At 70.1% G+C, this 17274-nt stretch carries 13 protein-coding genes; 8 read left to right on the top strand and 5 right to left on the bottom strand.

Annotated elements, in window-relative coordinates; translation table 11 throughout:
- Nucleotides 1-31: 31 nt before the first annotated feature.
- Genes KOF26_RS07925 through KOF26_RS07915 form a run of 3 tightly spaced genes read right to left on the bottom strand, consistent with a single transcriptional unit; the run spans nt 32 to nt 4308 of the window.
- Nucleotides 32-1582, bottom strand: a complete 1551-nt coding sequence (locus KOF26_RS07925; RefSeq protein WP_363182068.1) for a DHA2 family efflux MFS transporter permease subunit — start codon at nt 1580-1582, stop codon at nt 32-34.
- Nucleotides 1579-2829 (bottom strand): HlyD family secretion protein, encoded by a 1251-nt coding sequence (locus KOF26_RS07920; RefSeq protein ID WP_216322819.1) that lies wholly within the window; start codon nt 2827-2829, stop codon nt 1579-1581. The genes KOF26_RS07925 and KOF26_RS07920 overlap by 4 nt, the downstream gene beginning before the upstream one ends.
- 6 nt (nt 2830-2835) lie before the next feature.
- A complete protein-coding gene (locus KOF26_RS07915; protein WP_216322817.1) occupies nt 2836-4308 on the bottom strand; it encodes an efflux transporter outer membrane subunit in 1473 nt (490 codons plus the stop codon).
- A gap of 307 nt (nt 4309-4615) precedes the next feature.
- On the opposite strand from KOF26_RS07915, the gene KOF26_RS07910 reads away from it, so the two are divergent.
- Nucleotides 4616-5020: an Ohr family peroxiredoxin gene (locus KOF26_RS07910; RefSeq protein WP_216322815.1), complete on the top strand. Its 405-nt coding sequence runs from the start codon at nt 4616-4618 to the stop codon at nt 5018-5020.
- A gap of 8 nt (nt 5021-5028) precedes the next feature.
- On the opposite strand, the gene KOF26_RS07905 is transcribed toward KOF26_RS07910, so the two are convergent.
- Both KOF26_RS07905 and hmgA read right to left on the bottom strand, forming a co-directional pair.
- The gene (locus KOF26_RS07905; protein ID WP_216322813.1) at nt 5029-5955 is read right to left on the bottom strand and encodes a LysR family transcriptional regulator; all 927 of its coding nucleotides are present in this window, start codon (nt 5953-5955) and stop codon (nt 5029-5031) included.
- Between the two features lie 53 nt (nt 5956-6008).
- Complete coding sequence (hmgA, locus tag KOF26_RS07900) at nt 6009-7298, bottom strand: homogentisate 1,2-dioxygenase (RefSeq protein WP_216322811.1); 1290 nt, start codon at nt 7296-7298, stop codon at nt 6009-6011.
- Between the two features lie 117 nt (nt 7299-7415).
- On the opposite strand from hmgA, the gene KOF26_RS07895 reads away from it, so the two are divergent.
- The 7 genes from KOF26_RS07895 (at nt 7416) to KOF26_RS07865 (ending at nt 17112) form a co-directional block, all read left to right on the top strand.
- On the top strand, nt 7416-7904 hold the full coding sequence (locus KOF26_RS07895; RefSeq protein ID WP_216322807.1) for a MarR family winged helix-turn-helix transcriptional regulator: 489 nt from the start codon (nt 7416-7418) through the stop codon (nt 7902-7904).
- 113 nt (nt 7905-8017) lie between these two features.
- Nucleotides 8018-8533: an RNA polymerase sigma factor gene (locus KOF26_RS07890; RefSeq protein ID WP_216322802.1), complete on the top strand. Its 516-nt coding sequence runs from the start codon at nt 8018-8020 to the stop codon at nt 8531-8533.
- Between the two features lie 54 nt (nt 8534-8587).
- On the top strand, nt 8588-9532 hold the full coding sequence (locus KOF26_RS07885) for a FecR family protein (protein WP_253201230.1): 945 nt from the start codon (nt 8588-8590) through the stop codon (nt 9530-9532).
- Entirely contained in the window at nt 9508-11976 is a 2469-nt protein-coding gene (locus KOF26_RS07880; RefSeq protein WP_216322800.1) for a TonB-dependent receptor, read from the top strand. Before KOF26_RS07885 ends, KOF26_RS07880 begins: the two co-directional genes overlap by 25 nt.
- A gap of 72 nt (nt 11977-12048) precedes the next feature.
- Nucleotides 12049-15255, top strand: coding sequence for an autotransporter outer membrane beta-barrel domain-containing protein (locus KOF26_RS07875; protein WP_216322797.1), 3207 nt, complete (start codon nt 12049-12051; stop codon nt 15253-15255).
- 113 nt (nt 15256-15368) lie between these two features.
- Nucleotides 15369-16736, top strand: coding sequence for an L-serine ammonia-lyase (locus KOF26_RS07870; RefSeq protein WP_253201229.1), 1368 nt, complete (start codon nt 15369-15371; stop codon nt 16734-16736).
- Between the two features lie 124 nt (nt 16737-16860).
- Nucleotides 16861-17112, top strand: coding sequence for a hypothetical protein (locus KOF26_RS07865; protein ID WP_253201228.1), 252 nt, complete (start codon nt 16861-16863; stop codon nt 17110-17112).
- The last annotated feature ends 162 nt before the right edge of the window (nt 17113-17274 follow it).

The following is a 17274-nucleotide window of genomic DNA, read 5'->3' as shown; positions in this document are numbered from 1 at the left end:
TCAGCCTCTGCTCGGGGCGGGCGGAGGCCGCCTAATCGGCCGCGACCGGCCCGGAAGGGGCCGAAGGGCGCCGCGACAGCCAGACCAGCGGCACCATCGCCAGCGACAGCCACGCGCTCGCCGCGAAGATGTCGACCGAGGACAGCAGATAGGCCTGCCCGACCATCTGGCGGGTGATCGCCGCGGCCGCCTGAAGTTCGTTGAGGCCGAGGCCGTGCAGCCCCTCGGTGGCGATGCGATAGCCCTGCGCGAACGGCGTGTGGATGTCGGCCAGCCGGCTCTGGTGCAGCGCCTCGCGCCGGTCCCAGATCGTCGTCACCAGCGAGGCGGCGAAGCTGCCTGCGGTGATCCGCGCGAAGTTGGAGATGCCGGTCGCCGACGGCACCTTGTCCGGCGGGACGCCGTCGAGCGAGATCGTCACCATCGCCACGAAGAAGGTGCTCATCCCCATCCCCTGCACGGCCATGGGCAGCATGAAGTGATAATAATCCGCCTGCATCGTGTAGCCGGCGCGCATGAAGTAGGAGGCGGCGAAGGCGATGAACGAGAAGGTCGCCATCCACCGCGCATCGACCTTTGACGAGATGCGCGCCGCGAACGGCGTGCAGAACACCGCGACGATGCCGCTCGGCGCCGCCACCAGCCCGGCCCAGGTCGCCGTGTAGCCGAGCTGCTGCTGGAGCCACAGCGGCAGCAGCAGCGTGTTGCCGAAGAACACGGCGTAGCCGAGGCAAAGCGCGATCGTGCCGAGCGAGAAGTTGCGGCCCTTGAACAGCTTCAGGTCCACCGCCGGCCGCGCGTCGGTCAGCTCCCAGATCAGCCAGGCGAAGAAACCGATGCCGGAGAGGATCGCCGCAACGGTGATGAACGTCGAGTGGAACCAGTCGTCATTCTTGCCGAGGTCGAGCACCGTCTGCAGCGCACCGACCCAGAAGATGAGCAGCGCGATGCCGACCAGATCGAGCGGGATCTTCATCGTCGGCGTGTCGTGTGCCTTCAGCGCGCGCCACGTGATCGCGGCCGTCAGCAGGCCGACCGGCACGTTGATCAGGAAGATCCAGCCCCAATGGTAATTATCGGAGATATAGCCGCCGAGGATCGGCCCGGCGACCGGCCCGACCAAGGTCGTCATCGACCAGATGGCGAGCGCCGTGCCCCTCTTCTCCGGCGGGAAGACGGCGAGGAGCAGCGCCTGGCTGCCCGGGATCATCGGTCCGGACACTGCGCCCTGGATGATGCGGAACACGATCAGCGACGGCAGGCTCCACGCGATGCCGCAGAGGAACGAGGCGAAGGTGAAGGCGAGCACCGCGGTGACGAAGGTGCGCACGACGCCGAACCGCCGCATCAGCCAGCCGGTGAGCGGCACGGTGACGCCGTTGGCCACGGCAAAGGCGGTGATCACCCAGGTCGAGCTGTCGGTGCTGACGCCGAGATTGCCGGCGATGGTGGTCAGCGAGACGTTGGCGATCGTCGTGTCGAGCACCTGCATGAAGGTGCCCAGCGCCAGCGCGATCGAGGTGACGGCGAGCGCCGGTCCCTTGAGCGTGATCGGCCCGTTCTGGCCGGCGCCGCCACTCACCGCGCGGCCTTCCCGCGATTCTCGGCGATGATCTTGTTGATGCGCGCCTCGACCTCCGGGCCGCCGGTCTGGCTGGCCTGGACGGCGAAGGGCTGGGCGGCGGCCGCGCGGGCGATCGGCGCGCCCGAGTGATCGCGCGTGTCGACCTTTACCGTCACCGACAGGCCGACGCGCAGCGGGTTCTGGCGCAGCTCCCCGGAATCGAGCGCGATGCGCACCGGCAGGCGCTGCACGATCTTGATCCAGTTGCCGCTGGCATTCTGGGGCGGCAGCAGCGCGAAGGCGTTGCCGCTGCCGGCGCCGAGACCGAGCACATGGCCGCGGAACTTCACCTTGCCGCCATAAACGTCGCTTTCGATTGTCGCCGGCTGGCCGACGCGCAGGTCGGCGAGCTGGGTCTCGCGGAAATTGGCATCCACCCACAGCCGGTCGAGCGGCACCACCGCCATCAGCGGCGTGCCCGGCTGCACCTGCTGGCCGAGCTGCACCGTGCGCTGGGCGACGACGCCGTCCACCGGCGCGGTCAGCCGCATATGCCCCTGCACGATCGCCGCGCGGCGCACCGCGGCGATCGCCGCCAGCACGTCGGGATTGGTCTCCACCTTGGTCCCTTGCACCGAGGCCTGTGCCTGCGCGCGTCGGCTGCGCGCGAGCGCCAGCGTGGCGGCCGCGGTGCGCACCTCGTCGGCGGCATGCGCCACCTCCTCGCCGGACACGGCGCCCTCGCGCGCCGCCGACTGGCGGCGACCGAGATCGGCGCGGGCGCGGGCCAGCTCCGCCTCGGCGCGAACGATCTCCGCGCCATATTCGTCCACCTTGGAGAAGTCGGAGCGGACGTTGCGCACGGCGCGCGCCAGCTCGGCCTCGGCCGAAGCCATGGTCGCGTCGGCGGCGGCCGGATCGAGCTCGATCAGCGGCTGGCCGCGCTTCACCGCTTCGGTATTGTCGGCGTGGAGCGCGATGACCGTGGCCGCCTCGCGCGCGGTGATCGCGACCACGTCGCCCGCCACATAGGCGTCGTCGGTGCTCTCGGACGGCGGTTGCATCAATTCATAGGCGCCGAACGCCGCGCCGCCGAGCAGAACGGCCGCGCCCAGCACCAGGAAGCCGCGCTTGCGGGCTCTGGACGCGCCGGCGGGGGCGGCGGGGGCCGGGGGCGGCGCGGCGGGTGCGGAGCGGGTGCTCGCGCCGCCCGCCTCACCGGCGTTGGTGTCGGTGCTGCGATCGCTGGTCTCGTCGAGCTTCATGGAACCTTACCTGTTGCTGACGGCGGCGGAGCCGGCCGATGCGGTCTGCTGGGGTGCTGCCGGCGTGAAGTCGCCGCCGAGCGCGATAAGAAGCTGGATGCGGCGGATCGCGCCGTCGGCGTCGAGATCGACCAGCGACTGGCGGGCCGCCAGCAGCCGGTCGCCCGAGGCGAGCAGGTCGACGCGCGGGGCGAGGCCGGTGCGCAGCCGCACTTCGTTGAGCCGCACGGTCTCGCCGAGGCTGGTGACGACGCCGCGCTGCTCCACAGCCTGGCCGGCGATGCTGTCGATGCTCGACAGGGCATCGGCAGCCTCCTTCACGGCGCCGAGCACGGCGGCGTTATAGTCGGCGATGGCGACGTCGATGCCGGCCACGGCGCCCTGATAGCCCGCCTTCAGCCGTCCGCCCTCGAAGATCGGCAGATGCACCGCCGGCCCGGCGCCGAACGCGGCGGCGCCAGTGCTGAACAGATTGCCGATGCCAAGCGCCTGCAAGCCGATGAACGCCTTGATGTTGACGTCCGGATAGAAATCCGCGCGCGCGACGCGACGATTGGCATCGGCGCTCTCGATCCGCGCGCGGGCGGCGAGGATGTCGGGGCGGCGGCCGATGAGATCGGCGGGCAGCGCGTCCGGCACCGGCAACGCGGCATCGAGCTTCACCTGGGTGGCGGCGATGGTCGGGTAGTAATCGGGGCCGCGTCCGGCCAGCGCGGCCAGCGCATGGACCATCAGCGCCCGCTCGCCATCGGCGCGCACGGCGGCGCGGCGCGCGTCGGCGAGCAGGGTCTCGGCGGTGCGCAGGTCGATGTCGCTGGCCAGCTGGCTGGTGACGCGCGTGCGCGTCAGCCCCAGCGACTGTTCGCGCGAGGCGACGAACTCGTCGGCGATGCGCTTCTGCAGCTCGGCGCGGGCGAGGTTGACATAGGTCTGGGCGATGGCGCCGGTCAGCATCACGCGCGCCGCCTCGACGTCGAGCGCGGCGGCCTGGGCGGTGGCGCGGGCGCCTTCGATCGCCGCCTTCTGCTTGCCGGCCAGGTCGAGCGACCAGCCGAGATTCGCCTGCGCCGTACCCACCCAGCGGCCGGTGCCGCCATAGGGCGGGGGGATGATATATTTCTCGCTCAGCCGCTGCGGCACTTCCTCGGCGTCGATGCCGAGCTGAGGCTGGAGGGCGGCGCGCTCGATGGCGATGCCCGCCTGCGCCTGAGCGACGCGGGCGGCGGCGGCGGCGAGTCGCGGGCTGCCGGCAAGCGCGTCGGCCATGATGCGGTCCAGTTGCGCGTCGCCAAGCGCCGCCCACCAGTTGGTCGCGGGCGGAATGTCCGGTCCCTGCGCGATGCCGAGCTTGTCCGCGCTGAGCGCGGTCAGCCGCGGCCCGTCATCGGGTATCGCGGCGCAACCGGCGAGCAGCAGCGCGGTGATGGCGGCGGCGAAGGCTGGCCGTGCGACGCGCCGGAGCGCCCGGGCATGGGCCATGGATTGTTTCCCCAAATTTGATGCTGCCGCGCCACATAAGCTCTGTTGCGCCGCCGGATTATATAGCGCGCGTGCACAACACTTATGGCGAAGCGGCTCTAATCGGTGGTTTCGCGCCAATTTATATGGGAAGCCTGCCGGAACGCGCCAAGTCCCTGTTCTCGCGCGGATTGGGGCCTTCCGGTCACAAGTGAGTTTTCGGATTGACACTTATCATGGCAGACTTCCTGCCCTATCTGGCACCCGCACCCGTCCGGATATTCCCCTCAACCCTCATTCGGGCGGGTGCACCGGCAGGATCTGAGCCATGACGAAGCTCTATCGTACGCAGGCCACCGCCATTGGTGGCCGCACAGGGTCTGCCGCCAGCGCCGATGGCCGCTTGCGCGTGCGACTCGATCTTCCGCGCTCGCTGGGCGGGCAGGATGGCGAGGGGACCAATCCGGAACAGCTGTTCGCCGCCGGCTTCGCCGCCTGCTTCCTGTCCTCGATCCGCCGCGTCGCCAAGGATGAAGGGCTGGATATCGCCGCCGACGGCAACGTCACCACCAACGTCGAGATCGAGGAAGGCAATCTGCGCGTCGTGCTGCTGGTCGACCTGCCCGGCCTGGATGCGGAAACCGCCCAGCGCGTCGTCGCCGCCGCCGATGCGCGCTGCGTCTATTCGCGTGCGGTGCGCGGCAACGTGCCGGTGGATATCCGGCTGATCTGATTCCCCCCTTAGCGCTCGACGCCGCGCGCCCAGGGCTGGCTCGAGAAATGCTCGCGCAGGAACTCCAGGAACACGCGCACCCGCGCCGGCCGCGCGCGACCCGGCGGCGTCACCACGCAGATCGGCCCGGGCGGCACCGTCCAGTCGGCCAGAACCAGGCTGAGCGCGCCGGCCTCGATCTCCTCCCAGACGAAGAATTCCGGCATCAGCGTGATGCCGAGCCCGGCCTTCAGCGCCGGCAGCATCGCCGCGGCATTATTCACCCTCAGTCCGCCGCCGACATGGACATGGGCCACCTCGCCGGTGATGTTATGGGTGAATTCCCAGTTGCTGCTCCACGGCACATGGGTCGGGATGATCACCCGATACTCGGCGAGCTCGGAAGGATGGCCGGGCACGCCGTGGCGCTGCAGGAAGGAAGGTGCGGCGACCAGCGGCCGGCGCAGCGAGAACAGCCGGCTGATGCGCAGCGAGGAATCGATGTTGCCGCCGATCTGGATGGCGAGATCCCAGCCATCGGCGATGAGATCCACCCGATCCTCGGTCAGGCACAGCTCGAGTTCGATCTCCGGATAGGCTTCCATGAACTCCGGCAGGGCCGGCGCCAGCGCTTCCAGCCCGAAGCCGGTGGTGGAAGCGACGCGAAGCTGGCCGCGCGGCACTGCGGCCTCCTCCAGGATGTCCGCCTCGATCGCAGCGCCGTCGGCGAGGATGCGCAACGCCCGGTCCAGCGACAGCCGGCCGCTCTCCGTCAGCGACAATTTGCGGGTCGTGCGGTGGATCAGCGTCGTGCGCATCTTGGTTTCCAGCCGCGAAATCGACTTGGACACCGTCGTCTTGGCCAGGCCAAGCTCGTCCGCCGCCTGGCTGAACGAGCCGCGCTCGGCCACCTTGGCGAAGATCGCCCAGGCCTCGAAATCCGGCAGATGCGGCATGCGCGTTCCACCTCCCCCTCGCCGCGCGCCTTAGCACGGGGCGGCGCGCGTCTCTAGCCGGGCAGCTTCGCGACCGGGAAATCCGCCCAGCAGGCGTCATAATCGGGCTGGGCGGTCGCGAGCGCGTGGGCGGTCGGGCGATAGGGCCAGCAGCTCTCGACCATGAAGGCAAGCGTTCCCTCCAGCCGGTGCGGGGCGAGGGTTGCCTCGCTGGCCGCGCGCCAGCTCGCCACATCGGGGCCGTGCCCGGCCATCAGATTGTGCAGGCTGAGCCCGCCCGGCGCGAAGCCTTCGGCCTTGGCGTCATAGGTGCCGTGGATCAGGCCCATCGCCTCGCTCATCACATTGCGGTGGAACCAGGGCGGCCGGAACGTGTCCTCGGCGACCATCCAGCGCGGCGGGAAAATCACGAAATCGGCGTTGGCGCGGCCGGGCACGTCGCTGGGCGAGGTCAGCACGGTGAAGATCGAGGGATCGGGATGATCGAAGCTGACGGTGCCCATCGCATTGAAGCGAGCGAGATCATAACGCCATGGCGCCAGATTGCCGTGCCAGGCGACGACGTCGAGCGGCGAGTGGTCGAGCGTCGTCGTCCACAGCGTGCCCATATATTTCTGCACCAGCCCGAACGGCTGGCGCACATCCTCATACCAGGCGACGGGCGTCTCGAAGTCGCGCGCGGCGGCGAGGCCGTTGGCGCCGATCGGACCCAGCTCGGGCAAGCGGAACAGGCTCCCGTGATTCTCCGCGACATAGCCTGCCGCCCGTCCATCCGGCAGCAGCGCGCGGAAGCGCACGCCGCGCGGCACCAGCGCGATCATGCCGGGTCCAACCTCGATCCGCCCCAGCTCGGTAAGCAATGTCAGCCGGCCGGCCTGCGGCACGAACAGCAGCTCCCCATCGGCATCGACGAACGCGCGCGCCGTCATGTCGCGGCTGGCGGCGTAGCGATGCACGGCCACGCCCTCGAGGCTCGCCGGATCGCGATTGGCGAGCATCGTCACCATGCCGTCGATCAGGTCGACACCGTCTTCATCCGGCGGCATCGGATCCCAGCGCAGCCGGTTGGGCGGCAGCGGCGCCTGCTCGGCGCCAGGCGCGAACAGCTGCGCGCCCTCATAACTGCGGAACGGCGGATGTGCCGCACTCGGCCGCAGACGGTACAGCCAGCTGCGCCGGTTCTCGGCCCGCGGCGCGGTGAAGGCGGTGCCGGAAAGCTGCTCGGCATAGAGGCCGAAGGCCGGGCGCTGCGGCGAATTGCGGCCGATCGGCAGGGCGCCCGGAACGGCTTCCGTCGCGACATGGCCGGCAAAGCCGCCGACATAGGCATCGCCCGTGATCATCGTCGCTCTCCTTTTCGTAACAAATGATACTGTCGGCGGGAAGCGTCAACCGCCCCTTTACCCCGGCGGCCTGTTTCGGGCAGGTGGAGGGGTTTAGGGGAGGAAAGAGGGAATGCCATGCAAAGGGCAACCGACGACCAGGACGAACGGCAGCTCATACTCGCGGATTTCATCCCCTATCGTCTTTCGATCGCAACGCATCTTGTGAGCCACGCCATCGCGCGCGCTTACGAAACCCGATTCGGTCTCGGCATCCCGCAATGGCGGGTGGTCGCGGTGCTGGCGGAAAGCGGGCCGTTGATGTCGATCGACGTCGCCCAGCGCACCCGCATGGACAAGATGACGGTGAGCCGCGCGGCGGCGGCGCTCGTCGACCGGCGGCTGCTGGTGCGCGAGGCCAATCCCGGCGATCGCCGCTCGCATTTGCTCAGCCTGTCGCGAGAAGGCGAGGATCTTTATGCCGAGGTCGCGCCGGCAGCGCTCCGTCTTGAGCAGCAGCTCCTCGACGGATGCAGCGACGACGAGGTGGCCGGCTTCGTCGCCATGCTGCATCGGCTGGAGCAAGCTGCCGCGGCGCTCATCAATGCCGGGCTTGAGCCGGTCTGACGCCGCGAGGAGGCGCAGACATGCTCTCGCTTATGGCAATTCGCGTGATTTGCCGCTAACGCGCTCGGCCTGCCCGCGGGCCGTTTGCGGCCGATCGTCTGTTTGGGAAGGATATGGAAGCGAGTGGCCTGGAGGCCGTGTTCCTTGGCAATCGCGCGAGGCTGCTGCGATTCCTCAAGGCGCACGGCGCGGGCGACGCGGCGGAGGACCTGCTGCAGGAATTGTGGCTGAAGCTGCAGGCGAGCCGGCCCGGGCCGGTGGCGCAGCCGCTGTCTTACCTCTATCGCGCCGCCAACAATCTGATGCTCGATCGCCATCGCTCCCTGGCCCAGTCGGCCAAGCGCGAGCGGGATTGGAGCGACGTGACCGGCGGCACCGTGCCGGGCCGATCGGACACGCCGGCCAGCGATCGCGCGATGATCGCGCGCGAGGAACTGGCCCGCGCCCAGGCGGCGCTGAGCGCGCTTGGCCCGCGTGTCGAGGCGGTGTTCCGCCGCCATCGCATCGAGGGCATCGGCCAGAAGCAGATCGCTGCCGAGCAGGGCGTCAGCCTCAGCACGGTCGAGAGCGACCTGCGCAAGGCCTACAAGGCACTGGTCGAGGTCAGGAGGTCTCTTGACGATGGTTGAGCATCCTGTGCCAAGGCACCCGCCCGGCGTCTCCGTCATGTCGATGGAGGCGTGATGATGCAGTTGCAGGGCAATGATCCGATCGGGGAGCAGGCGCTGGGCTGGCTGGTCCGCACCGAAGACCCCGCATTCGAGGATTGGGAGGGCTTCCAGGACTGGCTGGAGGCCGATCCCGCGCATGCCGCGCGCTACCACGCGCTGGCGGGCGATGCCGCGACGATGGCGGAGCTGCTGGCCGAAGCCCCGGCGCCGGCGCGCCCGGTGCCGTCGGCCGCGCCTGCCCGCATCGGCCGGCGCCGCGTCCTCGGCAGCATGGCGGCGGCCATGCTCGCGGTCGCCGGCGGCTGGATGGTGTGGCAGGAACGGCCCGATCGCTATGCGGTCGAGACCCCGTCCGGCGTCCGCCAGACCGTCACCCTCCGCGACGGTACGCGTATCGCGATGAACGGCGGTACCCGCCTGATGCTGGATCGCAGGGATCCGCGCGCAGCCACATTGGAGCATGGCGAAGCGCTGTTCACTGTCGTCCACGACGCCGCTCATCCCTTTCGCGTCGCGGTCGGCCAGGATCGGCTGGTCGATCTCGGCACCGTGTTCGACGTGACGCGGGAGGGTACCGTCACCACCGTTTCCGTCGCCGAGGGCGCGGTGATGTGGAATCCGGAAGCCGAGGCGGTGCGCCTCGATCCGGGCAGGCGGCTGCGCGCTGAGGATGGCGGCGCGCGCGCGGTGGTCGGGGCGGTGCCGCTCGAAGCGGTGGGCGGCTGGTCCCATGGGCGGCTGATCTATGGCGGCGCGGCGCTCGGCGATGTCGCCGCCGATCTGTCGCGGGCGCTGGGCGTGCGCGTGACGGTGGCGCCGGCGCTGGCAGCGCGGCCGTTCCGGGGCACGGTGTTGCTGGATGGGCTGAAGGAGGATCCGGCCCGCATCGGCGCACTGCTCGGCCTCGCCATGCGAAAGCAGGCGGAGGGGGGATGGCTGCTGACCGGCGCGTCCTGAGCCTTTCCTGTGCCGCAGCCCTGCTGACCCTCGCCGCGCCGACCCGGGCCGCGGCGCCTGCCCTTGATGTGCCTGCCGGATCGCTTGGGCAGGCCGTTCTGGCGCTCGGCGCGCAGGCCGGGGTCAGCATCGTCGTCGACGACGCCCGGTTGTGGCGGCGCCCGGTGCCGGCGCTGCGCGGGCGAATGGAGGTGCAGGTGGCGCTGCGCCGGCTGCTCGGCAGCGCGCCGGCCGAAGTGCGCGCCGCTGGCCCGCGCGGCTGGCGGATCGTCGCGCGCGAGGCGCCCGCGCCGATCGCCCGGCCCGCCTCCACCCTCGCCGATCCGGACAAGGCGGAGGCCGAGGTGCCGATCATCGTCACCGCCAGCAAGCGCGACATGCCGCTCCGCGACTTCGCGGGCACGGCGACGCTGATCGAGGGCGCCGATCTGGCGATGGGCGGGGCAGGCGGCACCGACGCGATCCTCGCCCGGCTCGCCACCGTTTCCTCGACCCATCTCGGCGCCGGGCGCAACAAGCTGTTCATCCGCGGCATCGCCGACTCGAGCTTCACCGGCCCCACCCAGTCGACGGTCGGCCAGTATCTCGGCGACATCCGCCTCAGCTACAACGCGCCGGATCCGGATCTGCGCCTCTACGACATCGCCTCGGTGGAGGTGCTGGAAGGGCCGCAGGGCACGCTTTACGGCGCCGGCTCGCTGGGCGGCATCATCCGCACCGTCGGCAACGCGCCGTCCCCCGACCCGGCAGGCGCCATGTGGGCGGGCGCCTCGCTCACCCAGCATGGCGATCCGAGCGGCGATCTCGGCGGCATGGTCAATGTGCCGCTGGCGCAGGGCGTGGCGTTGCGCGCGGTCGGCTACGGCATCGTCGACGGCGGCTATATCGACGATACGCTGACCGGCAAGAAGGACGTCAACCGCACCCGCACCGCCGGCGGCCGCGCCACGCTGCGGCTCGAGCCGGCGGAAGGGTGGACGGTCGATCTGGGCGGCGTCATCCAGGACATTCACGGCGCCGACAGCCAATATGCCGACAAGGGTGCCAGGCGGCTGACCCGGGCCAGCGATGTCGATCAGGGTTTCGATGCGCGCTATCGCCTGGCCCAGCTGGTCATCACCCGGGACTGGGGCGATCTGCGCCTGCGCTCGTCGACCGGCCTTGCCGACCAGCAGCTTTCGGAGCGTTACGACGCCAGTCTGCCGACCGCCCCGGTCATCGCCCAGGTGCGCCTGCTCAATCCGGGCGTGATCTTCTTCCCGCCGACCCTGCCGGCGTCGCCCGGCCAGTCACGGCTGTTCGTCCAGACCAACGACACCCGCTTCTTCAGCACCGAGACACGGCTGTGGCGGCCGATGGCGGACGGGTTCGGCTGGGTGGTGGGGGTCAGCTACATCCACAACCGCACCCGGCTGGGCCGTACCCTCGGGCCGCCCAACCTGCTCATCCCGGTGACCGGCGTGGTCAATCGCATCGGCGAGTTCACCCTCTACGGCGAGGCGAGCTACCAGCCCGCGCCGATGCTGACGGTGACGGCCGGCGCGCGCTACACCCGGGCGCGGCTGGCCGGTGAGGGAATGGACGGCAGCGCGCTGACCCTCAAGCCGGCCGTCGCCTTCAGCCAGGCCGAGATCGTCTCACGCGAGGCGATCGTCGCCGCACGCACCGAGCAGAGTCTGCTGCCCTCACTCGGCATCACCGCCAACGTGCTGCCGCGCGTCACCCTGTACACCCGTTATCAGGAAGGGTTCCGCCCGGGCGGGCTGGCGGTCGAGAGCGACTATGTCACGCGCTTCCGCAACGATCACGTCGCGACGCTGGAGGCGGGCATGCGCCTCGGCGCGACGGGGCGCGACCCGTTCGACCTGACGGCCAGCCTGTCCTATACGCGCTGGAACGATATCCAGGCCGATTTCATCGACTCCTTCGGCCTGCCGACCACTGCCAATATCGGCGACGGACGCATCTGGTCGCTCGCCGCCACCGCCGGCTGGCAGCCCGACGCCAATCTCCATGTCGACCTCGGCTTCGCGATGAACAGCAGCCGCGTCACCGATCCGCAGCCGGCGTTCAGCACGCTGGCGCTGTCGCGGATGAGCCGCGTGCCCAATGTCGCGCGCTATGCCGGCCGCGCCGGCTTTGACTGGCGCCACCCGCTGGACGGGAACGGCACCGACCTCCATGTCAGCGGCTGGGCGCGCTATGTCGGCCGTTCGCGGCTCGGCATCGGGCCGGTGCTGGGCGAGGCGCAGGGAGACTATGTCGACACCGCGCTGAACCTGCGCATCGGGCGGCCGACGCTGGGCGTGACGCTGGGCGTCACCAACCTCGCCGACTCGGTCGGCAACCGCTTCTCGCTCGGCACCCCTTTCCGCGTCGGCCGCAGCCAGATCACCCCCCTGCGCCCGCGCACGCTCCGCCTCGGCGTCGACGCCGCCTTCTAGCTGCCGGCCCCGTCAAGGGCCGTAACGGTCGCCTCCGTCCTATCGCCAGAACATGGCCAAAAGGGACAACGAATGCGCCGTCTGCTCGCTTCCACCTGCTTCCTCGCGATCGCTGCTCCGCTCCATGCCGAGACGACGATCACCACCAAGGTGACGAATGGCGTCCAGACTTCGAAGGCCACCGCCTCCGGCAGCGCCGACGATATCCGCATCACCTCCGACGGATCGGTGATTCCGACCGGCGGCACGCCGGTGCTGATCGATTCCGCCAATAAATTCACCAATCAGGGCACCGTCCAGATCACCAACGTCGACGGCGCCAGTGCCGTGCTCGGCAATGCCGGAACCGGTGGCGACATCCTCAATTCCGCCAAGATCATCGTCAACGAGACCTATACCGCCACCGATACCGACAAGGACGGCGATCTCGACGGCCCTTACGCCGCCGGCACCGGCCGCGCCGGCATCCGCACGCTCGGCGCCTATAACGGCTCGATCACCAACGACAGCGCCGGCAGCATCGCTGTCAACGGCAATGATTCCTACGGCGTGCGGCTCGGCGGCAAGCTCAACGGCAATTTCACCAACAACGGCACGATCACCGTGGTCGGGGATCGCGGCACCGCCATCTCGCTCGGCGAGGTGAGCGGCGCTGTCCGCCTCGCCGGCACCGCCTCGGCGCTGGGCGCGGGGGCGACGGCGGCGCGGATCGGCGGGACGATCGGCGGCGCGCTCGTCGTCCAGGGCACGCTGACCGCGACCGGCTATCGCGACACCACCGGTACGCTCGATGCGACCAAGCTCGATGCGGACGATCTGCTGCAAGGCGGCTCGGCGCTGGTCGTCGCCGGCGACGTCGCCGGCGGCATCATCCTCGCTGTGCCGCCCAAGGACAACAGCACCACCGACAATGACGAGGACAAGGACGGCCTCACCGATTCGACCGAGGGCAGCGCCGCCGTCACCGCCTATGGCGCCGCACCGGCCATAGTGATCGGCGCCGCCGACCGCAGCGTCAGCATCGGGCCGGTCGCCGGCACCGGCACCGGTTTCGGCCTCGTCATCGACGGCGCGGTCACCGGCAGCGGCGTCTATGCGGGCGTCGACGCCACCGGCATTGCCGTGGGCGGGCTCGGCCAGGCCGCGTCGATCGCCGGCGGCATCGGCGTCAACGGCACCGTCACCGCCATCTCCAACGGCGCCAACGCCACCGCGATCAGCATTCGCGCCGGTGGCGCCACCCCAGAGATCCGCATCGCCGGCACTGTCGCGGCGAGTGGCGGAGGGACGGCCGCGACGAAGGCGACTGCCATCGCCGTGGAGGCCGGCGCGGCCGTCCCGACCATTCGGGTCAGCGGCAAGCTGACCGCCACTGCCGGCGCCGGCGGCACGGCGATCGGCATCGTCGACCGCTCCGGCACAGTCAAGCTGATCGAGAATAGCGGCGCCATCGCCGCGACCGGCGCCACCGCCGGCGCCGGCCGCAACCTCGCCATCGATCTCAGCGCCACCACCACCGGCACCATCGTCCGCCAGACCGCCGTCGCCAGCACCGCGACGGCGCCGGCGATCATCGGCGACGTGCGCTTCGGCAGCGGCGACGATGTCTTCGAGCTGGCCGACGGCACGATCACCGGGGACACCAGCTTCGGCGCCGGCAAGGACCGGCTGACGCTGTCCGGCGACGCAGCCTATGCCGGCAGCATCGCCTTCGGTGCGGACGGCGGCGACAGGATGGAGCTGAGCGGCACCTCCGTGTACCAGGGCCGGGCCGATTTCGGCGGCGGCGCCGACACCCTGAGCGTGGGCGGCACCGCCCGCTTCAACGGCCAGCTCGTCAATGCCCAGGCGCTCAACGTCGCGATCACCGGCGGCACGCTGCAACTGACCAACACCGGCAACGTGGCGATCGGCAGCCTCGCCGTCACCGGCGGCGGCACGCTCGCGGTGACGCTCGACCGCAGCAACCAGACCATCGTCAACGTCGCCGGCACCGCCAGCTTCGCCGCCGACTCCAAGGTCGCGGTGAAGCTCACCAGCCTCGACAATGCGGAGGGTCGTTACGTCATCCTGCGTGCCGGCACGCTCACCGGCGCTGCCAATATCGGCTCGACGACGACGTTGCTGCCCTTTCTCTACAAGGGCAATGTCGTGACCTCGGCGGCCAATGAGCTGTCGGTCGACATCATCCGCAAGACCACCGACGAGCTTGGCCTCAATCGCTCGCAGGCGAGTGCCTACAGCGCCATCTACGCCGCGCTCGCCAATGATGGCGATGTCGCCAAGGTCTTCCTCAACCAGACCGACGGCGACGGCTTCCGCGCCCAGCTGCGCCAGATGCTCCCGGAGCATGCCGGCGGCACGTTCGAGGCAGTGACGTCCGGCTCGCGCGCTCTCGCCCGCATGCTCGCTGATCCCAAGGGCCCGTTCAAGGACGAGGGCCGCTGGGGTTACTGGCTCCAGCAGGTCGGCTTCGGCCGCTCCAAGAGCGTCGGCGACACCGCCGGCTACGACGTCACCGGCTGGGGTCTCGCCGGCGGCGCCGAATACAAGACCGGGTTCGGCAATGTCGGCGTGTCGCTCGCCTATCTGTGGGGTCGGGAGGCGGATGCCGGCACCAACAACGAGGTCGATGCCGGTCAGTTCGAGGTGGCCGCCTACTGGCGCGCCAAGTGGAACGGGCTGCAGGCCAATGCCCGCGTCGCGGCGGGGACGATCAACTTCGACAGCGAGCGCGATTTCAACGGCACGGTCGGCTCCGACTCGGTGGCGCGCAATGCCGACGGCAAGTGGAACGGCCGGCTCGTCTCCGCTTCCGGCGCCGTCTCCTATGAGAGCTGGCTGGGCATGATCTCCCTCCGCCCGATCGTGGCCGTCGATTATTATCGGCTGCACGAGGGCGGTTATACCGAGACCGGCGGCGGCAAGGCCTTCGACCTCATCGTCGATTCGCGCAATTCGGACGAGCTGGCCGTCACCGGCAGCGTCGCCGCCGGCCTTGATTTCGGCGGTGCCTATCAGGATGACGGCTGGTTCCGCATCGAGCTGGAGGGCGGCCGGCGCGAGATTGTCGGCGGCGGCCTTGGCGTCACGACCGCCCGGTTCGAGGGCGGCCAGAGCTTCCGCCTGACGCCGGAGGACCGCACCAATGGCTGGGTCGGGCGGGTGCGCGCGATCGGCGGCAATGCCAGCTTCCGCCTCGGCGGCGAGTTCGGCGCCGAACAGCAGCAGGGCCGGCCCGCGCTCTCGCTGCGCGCGACTCTCCAGATCGGGCTCTGACCGGCGGCAGGCGGCTCGCCGGAAAACGAGCCGCCTCGCCGTTTTCGACTCCGATTCCGGCAACTTTGCGCGGACGGGCTGACGAACCCGTCGCGCGCGCCTATTCCACCCGGATGGTGGCCAGCGTTTTCGAGCTCTTCAAGATCGGCGTCGGGCCGTCCAGTTCCCATACCATGGGGCCGATGACGGCGGCGGCGGATTTTGCGGCCGCGCTCGCCGATCTGCCGGTGGCGCGGCTCGGCGTCGCGCTCTACGGCTCGCTGGCGCTGACCGGCCGCGGCCATGCCACCGACCGGGCGATCCTGCTCGGGCTGTCCGGGCACCGGCCGGACACGGTCGACCCGGATGCGATCGAGGCCATCGTCGACGCGATCACGCAGCGGCGCTGCCTCACGCTCGCGGACGGCCGCATGCTCGCCTTCGATCCGGCGACGGATATCGACTGGCGCTATGGCGAGCGGCTCGACTTCCACTCCAACGCGATGCGCTTCTCCGCACTGGACGCGGCCGGGATGCTTCTCGCCGAGAAGACCGCCTATTCGATCGGCGGTGGCGCGGTGCTCGATGCAGACGCGGTGCGCGGCAATGCCGGGCCGGCGATGCTTGTCGATCCGCCGTTTCGCTATTGTTCCGGCGCCGACCTGCTCGCCATCGCGGAGCGCGAGGGGCTGAGTTTCGCCGAGATCCAGCGCGCCAACGAACTGGCGGCGATGGACGACGCCACTCTGGCCGCCCGTCTGGCGGCGATCGCCGCCGCCATGTCCGACTGCATCGACCGCGGCCTGCGCACCGACGGCATCCTGCCCGGCGGCCTGAAGGTGAAGCGGCGCGCGGCCACCGGCCGCCGCCTGATGCAGGAACGCCAGGAGCGCGCGCTTGCCGATCCGCTGTCGGTGGTGGACTGGATCAATCTCTGGGCGCTGGCCGTCAACGAGGAGAATGCCGGCGGTGGCCGGGTGGTCACCGCGCCGACCAACGGCGCGGCTGGCATCGTCCCGGCGGTGCTGCGCTATTATCAGCGGCTGGTGCCTGGCGCCTCGATCCGTGGCGTCGAGGATTTCCTGCTCACCGCCTCAGCGGTCGGCTCGCTGTTCAAGGAGAATGCCTCGATCTCCGGGGCGGAGGTCGGCTGTCAGGGGGAGGTGGGGGTGGCGTGCTCGATGGCCGCGGCCGGGCTCGCCCATGTCCTCGGGGCGACGCCCGCCCAGGTCGAGAATGCCGCCGAGATCGGCATGGAGCATAATCTCGGCCTCACCTGCGATCCGGTCGGCGGCCTCGTCCAGGTGCCGTGCATCGAGCGCAACGCGGTCGGCGCGATCAAGGCGATCGAGGCGGCGCGGCTCGCGCTGCTCGGCGACGGCCACCACCGCGTCAGCCTCGATCAGGTAATCGAGACGATGCGACGCACCGGCCTCGACATGGGCGAAAAATACAAGGAAACCGCGCAGGGCGGGCTCGCCGCCAACGTCGTCGAGTGCTGAATGGTCGCCCGCGAATCGGCGGGGGAGGGCGAGGGCCGGACGCGCCAGTTGCGCGACGGGCCGAGCCGGCGTTACACTGGGGCACATGAACAATCGACGCCGACCCGCCGGAGGCGGAGAAGCGATGATGCAACGGGTCCGGATCGGATTGACCGGACTGGCCTGCGTCTTCCTTCTCGTCGTGCTCGCCGCCTCGCTCTTCGGCCTGGTCGGTGAGGACCGCTTCGCCGACAGCAATGGCAGTGCCGCGGTTTCCGTGAAAAACGAAGCCGCTCCGCCCAAGGAGCCGCTCGCCGAACTGGGCGTCGCCCCTGGTAATATGCCGGACGATACCACCAACTCCGTCCAGCCGCTGGCCCGCGCCGCCCGGCGCTAGGGGACAGCCCCGACACACACCCATAACGTCACGCCGGGCCTGTTCCGGGGTCCGCCTCGCCACGGCCTCCGGCGTGGGGGCCGGTGGATGCGGGAACGAGGTTCGGCATGACGGTGAGGGCGCGCGCGCCGCCCCTGAAGCCCTGAGTCGCCCGGCAACCGT

The organism is Sphingomonas quercus (assembly GCF_018863195.1).
Taxonomy (GTDB): Bacteria; Pseudomonadota; Alphaproteobacteria; order Sphingomonadales; family Sphingomonadaceae; genus Solisphingomonas; species Solisphingomonas quercus.
This window is presented reverse-complemented; position numbering and strand designations above follow the sequence as displayed.